At 69.8% G+C, this 16,821-nt stretch carries 16 protein-coding genes; 4 read left to right on the forward strand and 12 right to left on the reverse strand.

From position 1 onward, the window contains the following. Positions 1-43 precede the first annotated feature (43 nt). The 6 genes from OG883_RS29960 to OG883_RS29985 form a co-directional block, all read right to left on the reverse strand. Positions 44-1,753, reverse strand: coding sequence for a DoxX family membrane protein (locus tag OG883_RS29960; RefSeq protein WP_266547181.1), 1,710 nt, complete (start codon positions 1,751-1,753; stop codon positions 44-46). A 219-nt stretch (positions 1,754-1,972) separates the two neighbouring features. Continuing rightward, complete coding sequence (gene rlmB / locus OG883_RS29965) at positions 1,973-2,926, reverse strand: 23S rRNA (guanosine(2251)-2'-O)-methyltransferase RlmB (RefSeq protein ID WP_266547184.1); 954 nt, start codon at positions 2,924-2,926, stop codon at positions 1,973-1,975. Between the two features lie 104 nt (positions 2,927-3,030). Continuing rightward, the gene (gene cysS, locus OG883_RS29970; protein ID WP_266547187.1) at positions 3,031-4,431 is read right to left on the reverse strand and encodes a cysteine--tRNA ligase; all 1,401 of its coding nucleotides are present in this window, start codon (positions 4,429-4,431) and stop codon (positions 3,031-3,033) included. Positions 4,432-4,687: 256 nt separating this feature from the next. Further along, a complete protein-coding gene (gene ispF, locus OG883_RS29975) occupies positions 4,688-5,173 on the reverse strand; it encodes a 2-C-methyl-D-erythritol 2,4-cyclodiphosphate synthase (RefSeq protein WP_266547189.1) in 486 nt (161 codons plus the stop codon). After that, the gene (ispD, locus tag OG883_RS29980) at positions 5,163-5,909 is read right to left on the reverse strand and encodes a 2-C-methyl-D-erythritol 4-phosphate cytidylyltransferase (protein WP_266547191.1); all 747 of its coding nucleotides are present in this window, start codon (positions 5,907-5,909) and stop codon (positions 5,163-5,165) included. The genes ispF and ispD overlap by 11 nt, the downstream gene beginning before the upstream one ends. 311 nt (positions 5,910-6,220) lie before the next feature. Further along, entirely contained in the window at positions 6,221-6,703 is a 483-nt protein-coding gene (locus OG883_RS29985; RefSeq protein WP_003953493.1) for a CarD family transcriptional regulator, read from the reverse strand. Between the two features lie 668 nt (positions 6,704-7,371). Here OG883_RS29985 and OG883_RS29990 point away from each other — a divergent pair. Then, positions 7,372-8,079 carry a DUF461 domain-containing protein gene (locus OG883_RS29990; protein WP_266547194.1) on the forward strand — a complete coding sequence of 236 codons (708 nt, stop codon included), beginning with the start codon at positions 7,372-7,374 and terminating at the stop codon, positions 8,077-8,079. Positions 8,080-8,154: 75 nt separating this feature from the next. On the opposite strand, the gene OG883_RS29995 is transcribed toward OG883_RS29990, so the two are convergent. Both OG883_RS29995 and OG883_RS30000 read right to left on the reverse strand, forming a co-directional pair. Further along, positions 8,155-8,835, reverse strand: a complete 681-nt coding sequence (locus tag OG883_RS29995) for a response regulator transcription factor (protein WP_142217884.1) — start codon at positions 8,833-8,835, stop codon at positions 8,155-8,157. Further along, a complete protein-coding gene (locus OG883_RS30000; protein WP_266547197.1) occupies positions 8,832-10,088 on the reverse strand; it encodes a cell wall metabolism sensor histidine kinase WalK in 1,257 nt (418 codons plus the stop codon). Before OG883_RS30000 ends, OG883_RS29995 begins: the two co-directional genes overlap by 4 nt. Positions 10,089-10,286: 198 nt before the next feature. On the opposite strand from OG883_RS30000, the gene phoU reads away from it, so the two are divergent. Beyond that, on the forward strand, positions 10,287-10,964 hold the full coding sequence (gene phoU / locus OG883_RS30005) for a phosphate signaling complex protein PhoU (protein ID WP_266547199.1): 678 nt from the start codon (positions 10,287-10,289) through the stop codon (positions 10,962-10,964). Between the two features lie 364 nt (positions 10,965-11,328). Here the strand turns inward: phoU and OG883_RS30010 are convergent, their stop codons facing one another. Further along, positions 11,329-12,138 carry an MBL fold metallo-hydrolase gene (locus OG883_RS30010; RefSeq protein ID WP_266547212.1) on the reverse strand — a complete coding sequence of 270 codons (810 nt, stop codon included), beginning with the start codon at positions 12,136-12,138 and terminating at the stop codon, positions 11,329-11,331. A 273-nt stretch (positions 12,139-12,411) separates the two neighbouring features. Continuing rightward, entirely contained in the window at positions 12,412-12,765 is a 354-nt protein-coding gene (locus tag OG883_RS30015) for a hypothetical protein (RefSeq protein WP_266547215.1), read from the reverse strand. Positions 12,766-13,006: 241 nt separating this feature from the next. Between OG883_RS30015 and OG883_RS30020 the strand changes: the two genes are divergently transcribed. Next, entirely contained in the window at positions 13,007-13,423 is a 417-nt protein-coding gene (locus OG883_RS30020) for a hypothetical protein (RefSeq protein ID WP_266547218.1), read from the forward strand. Between the two features lie 185 nt (positions 13,424-13,608). On the opposite strand, the gene OG883_RS30025 is transcribed toward OG883_RS30020, so the two are convergent. Continuing rightward, positions 13,609-14,367 (reverse strand): phosphoglyceromutase, encoded by a 759-nt coding sequence (locus tag OG883_RS30025; protein WP_266547221.1) that lies wholly within the window; start codon positions 14,365-14,367, stop codon positions 13,609-13,611. A 133-nt stretch (positions 14,368-14,500) separates the two neighbouring features. On the opposite strand from OG883_RS30025, the gene OG883_RS30030 reads away from it, so the two are divergent. Further along, the gene (locus tag OG883_RS30030; protein ID WP_266547224.1) at positions 14,501-15,913 is read left to right on the forward strand and encodes an MFS transporter; all 1,413 of its coding nucleotides are present in this window, start codon (positions 14,501-14,503) and stop codon (positions 15,911-15,913) included. A gap of 405 nt (positions 15,914-16,318) precedes the next feature. On the opposite strand, the gene OG883_RS30040 is transcribed toward OG883_RS30030, so the two are convergent. Further along, entirely contained in the window at positions 16,319-16,807 is a 489-nt protein-coding gene (locus OG883_RS30040) for a YbjN domain-containing protein (protein WP_266547227.1), read from the reverse strand. Positions 16,808-16,821: the final 14 nt, after the last annotated feature.

Below are 16,821 nucleotides of genomic sequence, written 5' to 3' on the forward strand. Positions count from 1 at the left end.
GGCAGCCACCGGATACCGGTGGCCGCCCCTCTCGCTTCCGTACTCAGCCCAGCAGGCCGCCGATCACCCGGCCGCCGCCCGAGCCGCCACTGCTGCTCCCGCCGCCGCTGCCTCCGCCGCTCCCGCTGCCGCCACCACTCCCGCTGCCGCCGGAACCGCCGCCGGAGCCGCCTCCCGAGCCGCCACCGCCGCTTCCGCCGCCGCCCGAGCCGCCGCTCGACGAGGGACCGGAGCTGCTGGAAGGGGGCTGCACGGGCTGCGACTGCCCGGGAGGCTGCTGACCCGTGCCCTGGGTCTGGCTGGGCTGTCCTGCGTCCACCTGGCCCGTCTCACGGACCGCCTCGCCGGCCGGCGTGGACTCCTCGGCCTTCGGGGTGTCGGAGCGGGTCGCGGACGGTGACGGCTTCCCGTCCTCGCCGCGGCTGCTCGCGGAGCTGCGCTCGCCGCCGGGCTCCTGCGGGAGCGAGGACCCGGGCAGGTGGTTGGTCGGGTCCCCGTTCGGTCCGGGTACGGTCACCATCTCCGTGGAACGTACGGCCCCGCCGAGCATCGAGCCGATCAGCAGAGTGAGGCCGACCACCACCGCGGCGACGACACTGCCGCGCCGCAGCACGCGCCGCCGCAGCTCCCACAGCTCGGAGCGCGGACCGAGCTTGCGCCATGCCTCGCCCGCGAGACGGCCGTCGGCCGAGTAGACCGGGGCGCCCGCGATGATCAGCGGGGACCAGGCGGCGAGGTAGATGATGTCGGGCGCGTCGTACGCCGGTACGGTCTTCCAGGTCACCGTGAGCATCAGCGAGGCCGACAGCAGCACGCCGATGACCGCGGCGACCCGCTGCCAGAGCCCCAGCACCGTGAGCACGCCGACGACCACCTGGAGGAAGGCGACGGTGAGCCCCGCCCCCACCGGGTGGGAGAGCGCGAAGTCGCGCAGCGGCTCGGCAAGTGCCCACGGGTGCAGCGAGTTGAGCCACTTGACCATGGAGCCGCGGTCGCCGCCGTCGAAGTAGACCGGGTCGCAGAGCTTGCCCATGCCCGCGTAGATGGAGATGAAGCCGAGGAACACGCGCAGCGGCAGCAGCACCACTCCGAGGTTCATCCGCCGCCCGGGGTAGTAGGCGTGGCGCACCGCGTCGGCGTGCTGACTCCGGGCGCGCACCTCGCCCTCGGTCTCCTCGTCCTCGAACTCCTCGTCCTCGTACGGCTCCTGGTCACCGTAGGAGGGAGCGGGGGCGGGAGAGGGAGAGGGGTACGAGTCGTAGGCGCCGACCGCCTGTCGCATCGGCGGCAGCAACGGCCTGCCGGAGCCGCGCGGGCCGCCGGGGCCGCCGACGACGGGCGTCTGTGCGGTGTCGTCGGCCAGATCGATCCGCGGGATGACCTGAGTGGCCCTCGCGTCGTAGCTTTCGCGGTCGTACGTGTCGCGGTCGTACGTGTCGCGGTCGTACGTGTCGCGCTCCGCGGTGGAGTTGCGCACGGCCTGGAGCAGCCCGGTCGCACCGATGTCCCCGGGCGCCGACCTGCCGCTCCACACAACCGGCGCTCGCCGCCGCACCGCCGTCCCCGCTCCGCCGACGGCGGGAATCCGTGCAGTGTCCGCCAGCGCACGTGCGGGGCGCGGGCTCTGGGCGAGCCGCACCCGGAAGCTGGCGTGGTTCACGATGACCTGCGCGGGATCGCAGTCCACCTTGACCGTGCTCAGCGCAGGCTGATCATCGAACCCGGGCCGGGGCGTTCTGGTGTCCACACTCATCTAACCGAGTGACTCGTGTTTAGGACACTGCCCTGACGGACCCGATCTGTCCGAGACCCGTCAAGCGTGCCAAATTCTTCCGATTTGACCCCGCACACAGGCACACAGGCACACAGGCAGCCGGACAGACGGGCAGGGCGGGAACGGACCCATGCCCGTTCCCGCCCTGCCCGGACGTACTGCCGACCGCCGACCGCCGACCGCCGGCGCCGCAGTCCGTCAGCGCCTCTTGGCCGCCTCGTAGAGCACGATGCCCGCCGCGACGCCCGCGTTCAGCGACTCCGCGCCGCCCGGCATCGAGATACGCACCAGGTGGTCGCAGGTCTCGCCGACCAGGCGGCCCAGGCCCTTGCCCTCGCTGCCGATGACGATGACGACCGGGCCGTGCAGGGCCTCCAGGTCCTCGACCGTGGCATCGCCGTCCGCCGCCAGGCCCACGACCGTGATGCCGGCCTTCTTGTAGCTCTCCAGCGCGCGGGTGAGGTTGGTGACGCGGGACACCGGCGTACGGGCCGCGGTGCCCGCCGACGACTTCCAGGCGCCGGCCGTCATACCGGCCGCGCGCCGCTCCGGCACGACCACACCGTGGCCGCCGAAGGCGGAGACGGAGCGGACGATCGCGCCCAGGTTCCGCGGGTCGGTGACCCCGTCGAGGGCGACGATCAGCGGATCCTCGCCGTTGTCGTAGGCGGCGGCCGCGAGGTCCTCGGGCTGCGCGTACTCGTACGGCGGGACCTGGAGGACGAGACCCTGGTGGTTGAGCCCGTTCGTCATCCGGTCGAGCTCGGGCCGCGGGGCCTCCATCAGATTGATGTTGCCGCGCTGGCCCGCCAGCTGGAGCGCCTCGCGCACCCGCTCGTCGTTGTCGATGTACTGCTGGACGTACAGCGTGGTCGCCGGGACGCCGTCGCGCAGGGCCTCGTAGACCGGGTTGCGGCCGACGACCATCTCGGACGTGCCCTTGGCGCCACCGCGGCGCGGTGCCGGGCGGCGGGCCGCGGCCTGCTTCGCCTGGGCGTTGGCGACCCGGTTCTTCTTGTGTCCCTTGCGCTCGGACGCGGGCGGCGTCGGGCCCTTGCCCTCCAGCCCGCGGCGTCGCTTGCCACCGCTGCCGACCTGCGCGCCCTTCTTGTTGGACGTACGGCGGTTCCTGCGCTGGCTGTTCCCGGCCATGACCTACCTGTTTCTGTAAAGCTCGCTCAAAAGTATGTACGTAATGGAAAGTGTGCCGCCCAGACGTCCGGGCGGCACATCTTCCTCCGGGGCAACCCGTGGGCTCATCGGGGGCCGAGTGTCCACCGCGGCCCTTCAGGACCGTCCTCGATGACCAGACCGGACTGCTGCAGCTGGTCGCGGATGGCGTCGGCGGTCGTCCAGTCCTTGCGGCTGCGGGCGGCCTCGCGCTGCTGCAGCACCAGCCGCACCAGCGTGTCGACCGCCCCGTGGAGATCGTCGCCGCGGTCGCTCTCGCCCGCCCAGTGCTCGTCCAGCGGGTCGAGACCGAGGACAGCCAGCATGGCCCGTACCTCGGCCAGCCGGGCGATGGCCGCTTCCTTGTCGTCGGCGGCGAGTGCGGAGTTGCCCTGCCGGACCGTGGTGTGCACGATCGCGAGCGCCTGCGGCACTCCCAGGTCGTCGTCCATCGCCTCGGCGAAGGCGGGTGGCACCTCGGCGGCGGGCTCGACCGGACCCCCGGCCTTCTCCACCACGCGCTGGATGAAGCCCTCGATCCGCGCGAACGCGGACTCGGCCTCCCGCAGGGCCTCCTCGCTGTACTCGATCATCGAGCGGTAGTGCGGAGTTCCCAGGTAGTAGCGCAGGACGATCGGACGCCAGTGCTTGACCATCTCGGAGACCAGCACCGAATTGCCGAGCGACTTCGACATCTTCTCGCCGCTCATGGTGACCCAGGCGTTGTGCACCCAGTACTTCGCGAAGTCGTCACCGAAGGCCTTGGCCTGCGCGATCTCGTTCTCGTGGTGCGGGAAGATCAGGTCGATCCCGCCGCCGTGGATGTCGAACGCGGCGCCCAGGTACTTGTGCGCCATCGCCGAGCACTCAAGGTGCCAGCCCGGCCGGCCGCGGCCCCAGGGGGTCTCCCAGCTCGGCTCGCCCGGCTTCACGGCCTTCCACATGGCGAAGTCGCGCGGGTCCCGCTTGCCGGTCTCGCCGTCGCCGGACGGCTGGCGCAGATCGTCCAGGTCCTGGTTGGACAGCTCCAGATAGCCGGGGAAGGAACGCACGTCGAAGTAGACGTTGCCGTCGGCCTCGTAGGCGTGCCCGCGCTCGATGAGGCCGCGCATCAACTCGACCATCTCGGTGATGTGACCGGTGGCACGCGGTTCGTACGTGGCGGGCAGGCAGCCGAGCGCGTCGTAACCGGCGTTGAAGGCACGCTCGTTCTCGTACCCGATAGCCCACCAGGGGCGCTTCTGCTCCCCCGACTTCTTGATGATCTTGTCGTCGATGTCCGTCACATTGCGCACGAACGTCACGTCATAGCCGCGGTGCTCGAACCAGCGGCGCATGATGTCGAAATTCAGACCGGACCTGATGTGCCCGATGTGCGGGGCAGCCTGCACCGTGGCGCCACACAGGTAGATCGAGACACAACCCGGCACGAGCGGGGTGAAGTCACGGATCTGCCGGGCGCTGGTGTCGTACAGGCGAATAGTCACGCATCAAGGGTAGTGGCCCAATACCAGTGCCCTGCGACCCTTCCGGGCCGCGGGACCAGTTTGTGACGTTGCTACGAGTCGGAATTGAGCCGTATCCCGCCGACGACCTTGCACGGGGTGATCCGGACAGCGGTCCGCGAGTGATCGGGACAGCCGTTCACGGGGTGATCCGGACAATCGTTCGCGAGTGATCGGGACGGCCGTTCACGGGGTGATCCGGACAGCGACGCGCAGGGTCGGCGGGAGGCGTGGAGCATCAGCCGGCCGCGCGGACCACCAGCGCCGTGGCGATCGCGGCCAGCCCCTCGGCCCGCCCGGTCAGACCAAGGCCGTCCGTCGTCGTCCCCGACACGGAGACCGGCGCGCCGGCCGCGGCCGAGAGCGCCTTCTGCGCCTCGTCGCGCCGCTTACCGATCTTCGGGCGTACGCCGATGACCTGGACGGACACATTGCCGATCTCGAAGCCCTCGGCCCGTACGATCCGCGCCGCCTCGGCGAGCAGGGCGACGCCGGAGGCGCCGGACCACTCGGGCCGGGAGGTGCCGAAGTGGGCGCCGAGGTCACCGACCCCGGCGGCGGAGAAGAGTGCGTCGCACGCGGCGTGGGCGGCGACATCGCCGTCGGAGTGCCCGGCGAGGCCGTCCTCCCCCTCCCAGAGGAGACCGGCACACCAGAGCTCACGCCCGGCCTCGAAGGCGTGCACGTCCGTGCCGATGCCGATACGGGGAATGTCAGAAGCCATCGTTGGCCCTCCTGCGGGCAAGAACCGCCTCGGCCAGTACGAGATCGAGGGGGCGGGTCACCTTGAACGCCTCTTCGTGGCCCGGCACGACCACGACGGGCGCACCGAGCCGCTCGACCAGGCCGGCGTCGTCCGTCGCGCCCTCGCCGTCGACCGCGACCGTCTCGTGCGCGCGCACGAGCGTGTCCCGGTCGAAGCCCTGCGGGGTCTGCACGGCGCGCAGCTGCGCCCGCTCGGGCGTGGCGACGACCGGTTCGGGCTCGCCCTTCGGCCGCGGTTCGACCTGCTTGACGGTGTCCGCGAGCGGCAGCGCCGGCACGACCGCCGGAGCCCCGTCCCGTACCGCCTCGACGACCGCGTCGACCGTGTCGACGGGCACCAGCGGGCGGGCCGCGTCATGGACGAGAACGACGGTGATGTTGTCCGGGAGCGCCTCGAGGCCGAGCCGTACGGACTCCTGCCGGGTGTCGCCGCCCGGCACGACCAGATAGTCGGTGCGCTCCGGAAGGGCGTGCTCGTCGAGGAGGTTCTTCACTTCGGGGGCGCCGTCCGGCGGGGCCACCACCACGACGAGGGATACGGCCCGGGAGGCCGCCATGGCGCGTACGGCGTGGATGAGCATGGGCGTGCCGTTCAGCGCGCGGAGCGCCTTGGGGGCGCCCGGCCCCAGCCGTACACCCCGCCCGGCGGCCGGGATCACGGCGGCGGTGCGGTACGGGCGCGATTGGTCTGACATCGGTTGCACTCCGGCAGGTTTGTTTCCTCGGCCGACATGGGTATGGCCACAGCGTGCCGGGCGCGACGCCTTGACCGGACCCTTCCGTGACAACTGGTCTGCGCCAGCCGCCCGGACACGTCGCGAGTTCGGGGGTGCGTCACATCACAGGTTTGGGGGGCGTGCTGTGGGCAGGCAAACATTGAGCAGAGACGAACATGCCGCAGCGCCCGGCGACAAGGACTGTTTTCACAGCATGTCAGCGGGCACCGCGGCACATTATTGAATCCGACACCGCTGAATCCAAGACTGCTGAATCCAACGCCGGTGCGTCAGGACGCGAGGACCTCGTCGAGCAGAGCCTCGGCCTTGTCTTCGTTGGTGTTCTCCGCGAGAGCCAGCTCGCTCACCAGGATCTGGCGCGCCTTGGCGAGCATCCGCTTCTCACCTGCGGAAAGCCCACGCTCGCGCTCACGACGCCACAGGTCACGCACTACTTCGGCGACCTTGATGACATCGCCGGAGGCGAGCTTCTCGAGATTTGCCTTGTAGCGACGGGACCAGTTCGTCGGCTCTTCTGCATACGGTGCGCGCAGCACCTCGAAGACCCGGTCCAACCCGTCCTGACCGACCACATCGCGTACGCCGACGAACTCCGCATTGTCCGCTGGCACGCGAACCGTCAAGTCGCCCTGGGCGACCTTGAGCACCAAGTAGGTCTTGTCCACGCCTTTGATCTGGCGAGTTTCGATGGCCTCGATCAGCGCGGCCCCGTGATGGGGATAGACCACGGTGTCGCCAACCTTGAACGTCATGTGACAGGTACCCCTTCCGTGGCTATCCAGAGTAACACGAGAACGGCTTCTTCTGAATGGCGTTTTCGCAGGTCAGGGCGCATCTCGGGGCTTGACAACGACAACACGAACGTGCTGCGGAGGGCTTCCGGAGGGGGGTATTCGCAGGTCGGAGCGGCTACGCGGGCGGACGGAAACGCGCACGATACACGCAACACAACCCCCCTCCAGGAGGGCGAACGTCCCGATTTGCCGGGTTCCAAGTGGTGAACTTCCCGTACTCCGTTCGGCGGCCGGTCACCCGTACGGACGGACGTGCCGCCGAATCCGGAATTGATCATCAGAGGGTATTCGTAAGGAATGTGTGGCGACCCGGGGAATTGATCACCGTGCTTATGTGAACGGAGTACGAAACGACAGGATCGGGCCGCGTCGCAGATCACGTTGCGGACGTGCTGACGGACCGGCGGGGGATCTCGTGACGGCCTGCCGTGCGGGGTGCCCTGCGCACCGGCCGGGAGGGCGGCCGGCGGCGCGGGCGGGTGAAGGGGCGGGTCGGGTGCGGGGCGAGGACGGCGGCTCGGTAACCTAAGCGCGATCCGACCGCGAGCTGACACCCCTTCGGCCCGCGCTCAGTTCTTCCGAAGCCCGTCCGTAGCCATCCGTACGTCCTAGGAGATGCCGCCGCCGTGAGCCGCAGCCTTCGACGCGGCGCCCTCGCCGCCACTGCCATCGTGTTCTCGATCGCCTCGCTCTCCGCCTGCGGTGCGGGCAACGACGCGCAGACCCTCGGCGTCAAGCCGGACAACGCCGCCACGTCGGTCGACAGCCTCAAGGTCCAGAACGCAACGGTGATCACCCAGCCGAAGCTGGAAGCGGAGGGACCCGCGGTCGTCTCCGCGACGCTCTTCAACGACGGCACCGAGAGTCAGACCCTCGACTCGATCACGCTGCCCGGGACGAACCTCGAGGTGAAGCTGAGCCCCGCCAAGGGCTCGGCCGGCCCGATCACCGTGCCGGCCCAGGGCTCGGTCGTCATCGGCGGCGCGGGCAACGCCTCCGCCGAGATCGAGAACGGCCGCGAGGCCTCGAAGGGCGGCGACGTGCAGGAGGTCGTCTTCCGGTTCAGCGAGACCGGCGATGTGAAGCTGGACGCGTTCGTCGTTCCGGCGTCCGGCTACTTCGCGGCCTACGGACCGAGCGCGCTTCCCACGCCCCCGGCCCAGAAGCCGTCGGTCACCCCGTCCGGCACCCCGTCCGGCTCCCCGTCCGGCTCCCCGTCAGGGGCGGCGAACGCCGAGGCGGGCACGCCGGGCAACGGCCAGTCCGGTGCCGCGGGCACGCCGTCGGACGCGGCCTCGGCCTCGCACGACGCGGGTGCGGACGCGGGTCACTGACACACGCGCGAGCAGCACGACGAGGGCGCCCCACCGGAGATTTCCGGTAGGGCGCCCTCGTCGTGTGTCGCCGGTTTACGGCTCGAACTTGTAGCCCAGGCCGCGGACCGTCACCAGATAGCGCGGTGCGCCCGGGTCAGGTTCGATCTTGGCGCGGAGCCGCTTGACATGGACGTCCAGCGTCTTGGTGTCGCCCACGTAGTCCGCGCCCCAGACGCGGTCGATCAGCTGCATACGGGTCAGCACCCTGCCCGCGTTGCGCAGCAGCATTTCCAGCAGGTCGAACTCCTTCAGCGGGAGATCGACCTTGCCGCCGGAGACAGTGACGACATGGCGGTCCACGTCCATCCGGACCGGCCCTGCCTCCAGTGCCGCCGGGGTGACCTCCTCCGGTTCGCCGCGGCGGCGCAGGACCGCGCGGATGCGGGCGACCAGCTCCCGTGAGGAGAAGGGCTTGGTGACGTAGTCATCGGCTCCTATTTCCAGCCCGACGACCTTGTCGATCTCGCTGTCCTTGGCGGTCACCATGATCACCGGGACATTCGAGCGGCCACGCAGCTGACGGCAGACCTCGGTGCCCGGCAGGCCGGGCAGCATCAGGTCGAGGAGGACGAGGTCGGCGCCATTGCGCTCGAACTCGTCGAGCCCCTCGGGCCCCGTGGTCGCGATGGCGACCTCGAAGCCCTCCTTTCGGAGCATGTAGGACAGGGCGTCGCTGAAGGATTCCTCATCCTCGACGACGAGCACTCGGGTCACGGAAGGACCTCCGGGGCAGGGATTTCGGCGTTGGGATCGGTGTCGTAAGGCCGGTCGTCGTCCTCGTCGACGCGATCCGGTCCGGTGGTTGAGCGGTCCCGGCCGGCACCCGCTTCGGGCAGCCGCAGGGTGAAGGTGGAGCCCTGGCCCTCGGAGCTCCACACGGTGACCTCCCCGCCGTGCGAGGCGGCCACATGCTTGACGATGGCCAGTCCCAGGCCCGTACCTCCGGTGGCCCGGGAGCGGGCGGGATCGACGCGGTAGAACCGCTCGAAGACCCGCTCACGGTCCTTCTCGGAGATACCGATGCCCTGGTCGGTGACGGCTATCTCGATCAGATCACCGCCGGGCGCGGTGACCCGGCGCGCTGATACACCGACCCGGGTGCGGGCCGGAGAGTAGTTGACGGCGTTCTCGACGAGGTTGCCGAGGGCCGCGGCGAGCTGGCCACGATGACCCCAGATTCGCAGATCGGCGGTGCCGCCCGCGGCCATGGTGATCTGTTTGGTGGACGCGGGGTGCCGGGAGCGGTCGATGGCCTCGGCGACCAGTTCGTCCACCCGTACCGGCTCGGCGTCCTCCAGCGGGTCGTCGTTCTGGACCCGGGAGAGGTCGATGAGCTCCTGTACGAGATTGGTGAGCCGGGTCGCCTCGATCTGCATCCGGCCGGCGAAGCGGGTGACCGCTTCGGGGTCGTCCGAGGCGTCCATGACCGCCTCGGAGAGCAGGGAGAGCGCCCCGACCGGGGTCTTGAGCTCATGGCTGACGTTCGCGACGAAGTCGCGCCGTACCGCTTCGATACGGCGGGCCTCGGTGAGGTCCTCGACCAGAAGCAGGACGAGGCGGGAGCCGAGGGGAGCGACCCGGGCGGAGACGGCGAGGGCCTCGCCACGGCCGGTGCCGCGCCGCGGCAGGTCCAGTTCCACTTGTCGTATCTCGCCGTCACGGCGAGTGTCGCGGGCCATGTGCAGCATCGGCTCGACGGCGAGCTTGCCACCGCGGACCAGACCGAGGGCGTACGCCGCGGAACTGGCCTTGACGACGGAGTCGCTCTCGTCGAGGACGACCGCGGAGGAGCGGAGTACGGACAGGACAGTATCGACGCCGGGCGGCAGTACGGCGTCTGTGTGCAGGGAGGTGCGGGTGGGTCTCGCCTGGTCGCGTTCGCTCCAGCGGAACGCCAGCATGGCGATCACACCGGTGCACAGCCCGGCGATCGCTGCCGCTGCGGCAACCGCCGCGTTCACGTCCATGCCTCAAGGTTATGCGGGGCCACGGACACTCTCCCAGCCAAACGGGTGGCAGCTCGAACAGTCGTCGCCCAGAGTTCACCAAGGGGAAAGTGCCGGTTCACTTGAGCGGGAGGCGGCGGACGCGTAACGGACAGAACGTGGGAGCGTGAGGGTCCGAGCCCCACCCGGACCCCCGGTCGCATCTAGAGAGGGACACCCATGCGGGACGCGTACCACGAGGAACTGGACTCGATCGGCGAGGGCCTGGTCGAGATGGCCCGGCTGGTCGGGTCGGCGATCGGGCGCGCCACGACGGCCATGCTCGACGCCGACCTCAAGCTGGCCGAAACGGTGATCGCCGCCGACCAGAAGGTCGACGATCTGCAGCACGACCTCGAGGCACGGGCGATCGCCCTGCTGGCCCGGCAGCAGCCGGTCGCAACGGATCTGCGGATCGTGGTGACCTCCCTGCGGATGAGCGCGGACCTCGAGCGCTCGGGCGACCTGGCCCAGCACGTGGCCAAGCTGGCGCGGCTCCGCTTCCCCGACAAGGCAGTACCGAACGACCTGCACGCCACCATCCTGGAGATGGGGCAGCTGGCGCAGCGGCTGATGGCCAAGGCCGCCGAGGTCATCATCACCAAGGACGTCGACCTGGCGCTCCAGCTGGAGCAGGACGACGACGAGATGGACCTGCTGCACCGGACGCTCTTCCAGCACCTGATGGACGACCGCTGGAAGCACGGCATCGAGACGGCGGTGGATGTGACGCTGCTCGGCCGCTACTACGAGCGCTTCGCGGACCACGCGGTGTCGGTGGCCAAGCGAGTCGTGTATCTGGTCACGGGCGAGCACGCGGACGAGCTCCAGCCTCCGACCCAGGTGGAGGGCGCATAAGTCCGGCTCGGCACAGCCGGCGCGAGCGGCGCATCCGGCGCGTGCCTCCGCGCGCTGTTGATGCGCCTGCCGCAGTGGGCATGCAATGGGCAGAGGCGGCACGTCCTGTACGCCCATGAGGAGGGACCCATGGCCGAATCCCCCACGTCCGAACCTCAGCAGGTCACCCCTGCTGAAGTGGTGTTTCTGCCCGTCCTCGGTGCCTGCAGCTGCGGCCCGGGCTGCGGCTGCGGCTGCCAGTCCGGCGGGCCGTGCCAGTGCGGCGGCTGCGCGTAGCACCGGTAGCCGAGCCTTCGTACGTACGCGAAAGGCCCCGTCCACGGGGGGCGGGGCCCTTTGCGTGCGTACGTGCCGGGAGCCCTGGTCACACATGGCCGCCCGGCTCGAAGCCGGCGAGCATCTGCTCCAGCGCCTGCTGATCCGGGCCGACGAAGGGGTCCGCGTCGGGCGCCGTCGTGATCGTCGCCAGCATCTGCGGGCCGAGGCCGGTGGCGGGCGGCAGATGGGTACAGAGGATGACGTCGGCATCCATGGCCTGCAGGGGCTGCACGCTGGCGAGGAACTTGTCGGTGTCGACGGAGTGGACCCAGGGGCTGTCGACGGAGGCCCACAGCAGCTGGGCGTCGCGCAGCTCGTCGTCCGTGACGGCACCGGCGTCGTCGCCGACGGCGAGCTCCGCGCTGGGCATGGGGGCGCCGAAGCAGTCGGAGCTGAAGCAGGCCCGCGACCGGTCGTCGTAGAAGCCGACGGTGGCGGGATTGTCGTACAGCGGCGGCCGGAAGCCCCTGAGAGTGCGGTCGCCGACGTCCAGGGTCTGGCCGGGGTTCAGCAGGTAGACACGGTCGAGCGGCAGGGGCCGCTCGGTGGACATGATCCCGGCGCCGATGAACGTGGTCACCAAGCGCGCCCGGGGAGCCGCGGCCAGCAGATCGAACAGCCCGCCGGTGTGGTCGCGGTCGGGGTGGGTGAGCCAGATCCAGCGCACATCGGCGGGGTCGAGGACCGAACCGAGCGTGTTCAGGAAGTCCCGGTCGGGGAGCCCGAGGCCGGTGTCGACGACAACCGGCTGGACGGCGTGCAGGACGAAGGCGTTGACGGGGAGGAAGCCGATCCCGGGCACTTCGATGCAGTCGCCGAGTACGGTGACGTCGCTTCCGACCTTGTGAGTGCTCATGGTGGACCTCCCTGAGTCCCCCCGGGGCAGGGAAGGGTCGCGGCCGTCGGTGAAGCACCTACCTCCACTACCTCCACAGTGGAGCAGTCCGGGAGCTGACGCACGCGGGGCCCGCTACCCGGCGGAAAACCCACAGGTGGGGGCCTTGACGTCGAGGGGCTGCGTTCTGCCGCACCACCGGGTGCCCTTGTTCTGACCTGCGGTCTCGCCGTCAGTGATTGCCATTGCTGGTCGCCGATGGTCACCGTCCCACGGCCCACAGACGGCCCAGACCTACAGCTCCACCCAGGTGTGCGGCTCCAGGTAGGCATGCTCTCCACGGAAGAACCAGTCCGTCAGATCTGTCAGCCGCTCTGTGCACGCGGCGTAGTAGTCGTCAGGCTCCGGCCGGGGGAAGTGGGGATGGGTCGTCCATGAGGGCACGTCGGTGGCAACGTGGTAGTACCCCTCTGCCAGCCATCGAGGAAGCTGCTCTGCCTCCTGCAAGCGTTCGCAGACAGTGCGCATGGCCCTCTCCAACCGAGAGAATGCGTCCTGGTCCCAGACCAGATCACTGCGCAGTCCCAGCAAGAAGCTTCCGGGCTCGGAACGGAACTCGTGCTCCAGTGTCTTCAATGCCTGGTCCATGGTGAGCATGCTGCCAGGCCGGCCGTTCGCGCACGCGGGAGGTCGGTGGAGTCTCAGGTGCCCGGTCCAGCGCAACCGCGCGGGTCCTGGACGACCAGTTCGGAAGACCCCGTACGCGGTTCCTGCCCGAGCTGCGGGAGTGCCGGCCTGCGAGGAAGGGGCCGTACTCGGCCAAAGCACTCAGGCAGGGCTGAGTACTTGCGCGCTGGTCGGTCATGGCGTGAGGCGGAACGCTTGGGCCATGCGACAACGACTACCGAAACTCGATCCCCAGCTGTTGGCGGTCCTCGTGCTGGCTCTGGTGACGCTGGCGGTGTGGGCTGCCTGGCTGGGCTGGGACCAGCATCGTGACGTGCAACCCGATGGAACGACGACCGGCCCGTACGAGGCGTGGCAGGTGATCGGGCTGGTGCTGACTCTGCTGGCGCCGGTGTACTGGGCGGCATCCCGGCGCTACTTCGCGGGCGCTGTGCTCGGCGTCCCGGTCGGCCTGACCGCGGCCGCCTTTTACGACTGGTCGGACGACTCCAGCGGCCTCTTTGTGGTCGGCGTGGGGATGGTCATGGTGGGGAGCCTCGCCGTGACCGCCCTCGTTGCCGCCGTGACCGCCTCTGTGATCACCTCTGTGAAACGAGAAGGGCCCCCCGGTCGCCGCTGAGCAGGAACCGCAGGACAGCTGGCTGACGCCGTGGTCCATGGGACGCGCCCGGCATCAGGAACGTTCGCAGGGCGTCGGAGAACGCACAGACGGCCCACAAACGGCCCACAAACAGCCCCAGGACAGCGACGAGCCCCCTACCCTCCGGAGAAAACGCAGGTAGGGGGCTTGATCGCGCCTTGTCGCTACTTCTTGCCCTGGTTCTTGACCGCCTCGATCGCCGCCGCGGCCGCGTCCGGGTCGAGGTACGTACCGCCCGGCTTGAGGGGGTGGAAGTCGCCGTCGAGCTCGTAGACGAGCGGGATACCGGTCGGGATGTTCAGGCCCGTGATGTCGGCGTCGGAGATGCCGTCGAGGTGCTTGACCAGCCCGCGCAGGCTGTTGCCGTGGGCGGCGACCAGAACGGTGCGGCCGGTCAGCAGGTCCGGGACGATGCCGTCGTACCAGTACGGCAGCATGCGCTCGACGACGTCCTTGAGGCACTCGGTGCGCGGACGCAGCTCGCTCGGGATCGTGGCGTAGCGCGGGTCGTCGCTCTGCGAGAACTCGGTGCCGTCCTCGAGGGCCGGCGGCGGGGTGTCGTACGAGCGGCGCCAGAGCATGAACTGCTCCTCGCCGAACTCGGCCAGCGTCTGCGCCTTGTCCTTGCCCTGAAGCGCACCGTAGTGACGCTCGTTCAGCCGCCAGGAGCGGTGGACCGGGATCCAGTGGCGGTCCGCGGACTCCAGCGCGAGCTGCGCCGTGCGGATGGCGCGCTTCTGGAGGGAGGTGTGCAGTACGTCGGGGAGCAGGCCGGCGTCCTTCAGCAGCTCACCGCCGCGGACTGCCTCCTTCTCGCCCTTCTCCGTCAGGTTGACGTCCACCCATCCGGTGAACAGATTCTTCGCATTCCACTCGCTCTCGCCGTGGCGGAGGAGGATCAGCTTGTACGGTGCGTCGGCCATGCGTCCGAGCCTATCCGAGGCTATGGACGTGGACGACAGTTGACGGTGGGCGTCAATTGACTGGCGACCGGGGCCGGGGCGTATGTAACTTGCGGATGCCCGTCAAGGCACTTACACCCCTGGGGGAATCCGTATGTCCGTCGCCGGTCTGAGACGTGCCGCAAGAGAGAGCGTCTCGGGGCTCCCCCGTGAGTTCTGGTGGCTGTGGACGAGCACGCTGGTCAACCGGCTCGGGGCGTTCGTCGCGACCTTCATGGCGCTGTATCTGACCTTGGACCGGGGCTATTCGGCTTCGTACGCGGGGCTGGTGGCCGCCCTGCACGGGCTCGGCGGCGTTGTCTCCTCGCTCGGCGCGGGCGTGATGGCCGACCGGCTCGGGCGGCGGCCCACCCTGTTGATCGCGCAGAGTTCGACGGCTGTCTCGGTGGCGGTGCTCGGCTTCATGCAGCACCCCGTCGCGATCGCGGCCGTCGCCTTCGTCGTGGGCATGGCGTCCAACGCCTCCCGGCCCGCCGTGCAGGCGATGATTGCCGACATCGTCAGGCCCGAGGACCGGGTACGGGCGTTCTCGCTCAACTACTGGGCGATCAACCTCGGCTTCGCCACCTCCTCCATGGCGGCGGGCTTCATCGCCGAGTACAGCTATCTCGCCGGCTTCCTGGGCGAGGCCGCGATGACCCTGATCTGCGCGATCGTCATCTTCGTCAAACTGCCCGAGTCGCGGCCCGAGCGCGCGAAGAGCCCGGCAGGCAAGGCGGCCGAGCCGGAGGTCGGCCTGGGAACCGTGCTGCGCGACGGGCGCTTCATGAGCGTCGTCGGGCTGTCGTTCCTCATCGCGCTGATCTTTATGCAGGGGCACGTCGGACTGCCGCTGGCAATGGGCGCGGACGGCTTCTCCAGCGCCGACTTCGGCATGGCGATCGCGGTCAACGGCGTACTGATCGTGGCCCTGCAGATCCCCGTCACGCGCTTCATCGAGCACCGCGATCCCCGCCGGCTGCTGATCATCTCCTCGCTGCTGGCCGGGTACGGCTTCGGGCTGACCGCGTTCGCCGGGTCGATCGGCATCTACGCGCTGACCGTCTGCGTCTGGACCCTGGCCGAGATCGTCAATGCGCCGACGCAGACCGGGCTCGTGGTGCGGCTTTCCCCGCTGCACGGGCGCGGCCGCTACCAGGGCATGTACACCCTGTCCTGGTCGGTGGCGGCGCTCGTCGCCCCGCTGATGTCCGGGTTCGTCATCGACCGGTACGGCGCCGAGTGGCTGTGGGGCATGTGCGCGGTGCTGGGGACGGTGGCGGGGCTCGGTTACTGGCTGCTGATGCGGAACCTTCCGGCGGAGGCCGCCCCGGACGAGGTGGCCGCCGGCGTCGTGTCCGGTGGTGACGTGTCTGGCGGTGACGTGTCCGGTGGTGACGTGTCCGCCGAGGTTCCTGACGCCGACGTGCCCGCCAAGGTGCCCGCCGCCGGTGCTGTCACTCCGTCTGGCGTCACTCCGCCTGCGGCGGTTGCGCCCGCCGTGGTTCCGTCTGCCGCGGTTCCGTAGCGTCCGCCGGCGCCGCCGTCACCCGCGTCCCCGGGTGCAGCAGCGAGCACACGAAGGCCACGGCCGGCGCGCCCGCCACTCCGTAGAACGACCCACTGGTCGGCCTCGGCGAAGTCCAGCCGGATCGCGTCCATCGCCTCGCGCACGGGCTGCGCGATCCGGCCGGATCCGCTGGGCTGTCCAGGGCGCACTCGTCAGGCGTCGAGCGTCCGCTGGGCCTCGCACGGATTGCCCGGACGCACCCCGCCCGGCTGTCCGTACGCCTCGACGCGCGAGCCGAGCGGGCCGGTGAGGCCCGGAGCCCGGTACGTCGATCTGGTCGAACTCGAAGCCGCACCCGGCGCCGTTGCTCCGGCTCCGGCTCCGCGGCGAAGCCGCCGGAGCGGTGGGGGTGCGGGAACGCCCCTACTTGGTCAGGTTCGTGAACGCGTCCAGGTTGCGCGTCGATTCCCCCCGCGACACCCGCCACGCGTACTCCTTGCGGATCGCGCTCGCGAACCCCAGCTCCAGCAGCGTGTTGAACGAGCCGTCCGCCGCCTCCAGGACCGTGCCCAGGAGGCGGTCCAGCTCCTCCGGGGTGACCACGCAGAGCGGAAGTTTGCCGACCAGGTAGATGTCGCCGAGCCGGTCGATCGCGTAACTCACGCCGTACAGCCGCAGATTGCGCTCCAGCAGCCAGCGATGCACCGCCGCGTCGTTCTCGTCGGGATGGCGGATGACGAACGCGTTGACCGACAGCGAGTGCTTGCCGACGAGCAGCGAGCACGTCGTCGACAGCTTGCGCGTGCCGGGGAGTTTCACCACGTACGAGCCGGGCTGCGGGCTCTCCCACTCGAGCTCTGCGTCCTTGAGGGTCTGCTCGATGACCTGGGCAGCCTGCTGTACGTCAGCCATGGTGCGAGCGTACG

This window comes from Streptomyces sp. NBC_01142 (assembly GCF_026341125.1).
Lineage (GTDB): Bacteria > Actinomycetota > Actinomycetes > Streptomycetales > Streptomycetaceae > Streptomyces.